At 55.5% G+C, this 238-nt stretch carries 1 rRNA gene; it reads right to left on the reverse strand.

Annotation, left to right across the window (positions count from 1 at the left end):
• A 23S ribosomal RNA gene (locus HJV72_RS18895) occupies window positions 1-238 on the reverse strand; the annotation flags it as partial.

Genomic DNA, 238 nt, shown 5'->3' on the forward strand with positions numbered 1-238 from the left:
ACAATGCTTCTCCCGTCGGCCTTAGGATTCTCTCCTCATCTACCTGTGTCGGTTTACGGTACGGGTACGATATGAACGATAGCGGCTTTTCTTGACGCATGGCTCACACACTTCCCTACTTTAAGTTCGGTACGCGTCACGTCTTCGGATTGCGCTACGGATTTGCCTATAGCGCTCCTACCCCGCTTGCGCCGGGCTTTCCGTTCCCGGCTTGTGCTCTCCACACGTGTCCCCACAG

It is taken from the genome of Extibacter sp. GGCC_0201 (assembly GCF_017566055.1).
Lineage (GTDB): Bacteria > Bacillota > Clostridia > Lachnospirales > Lachnospiraceae > Extibacter.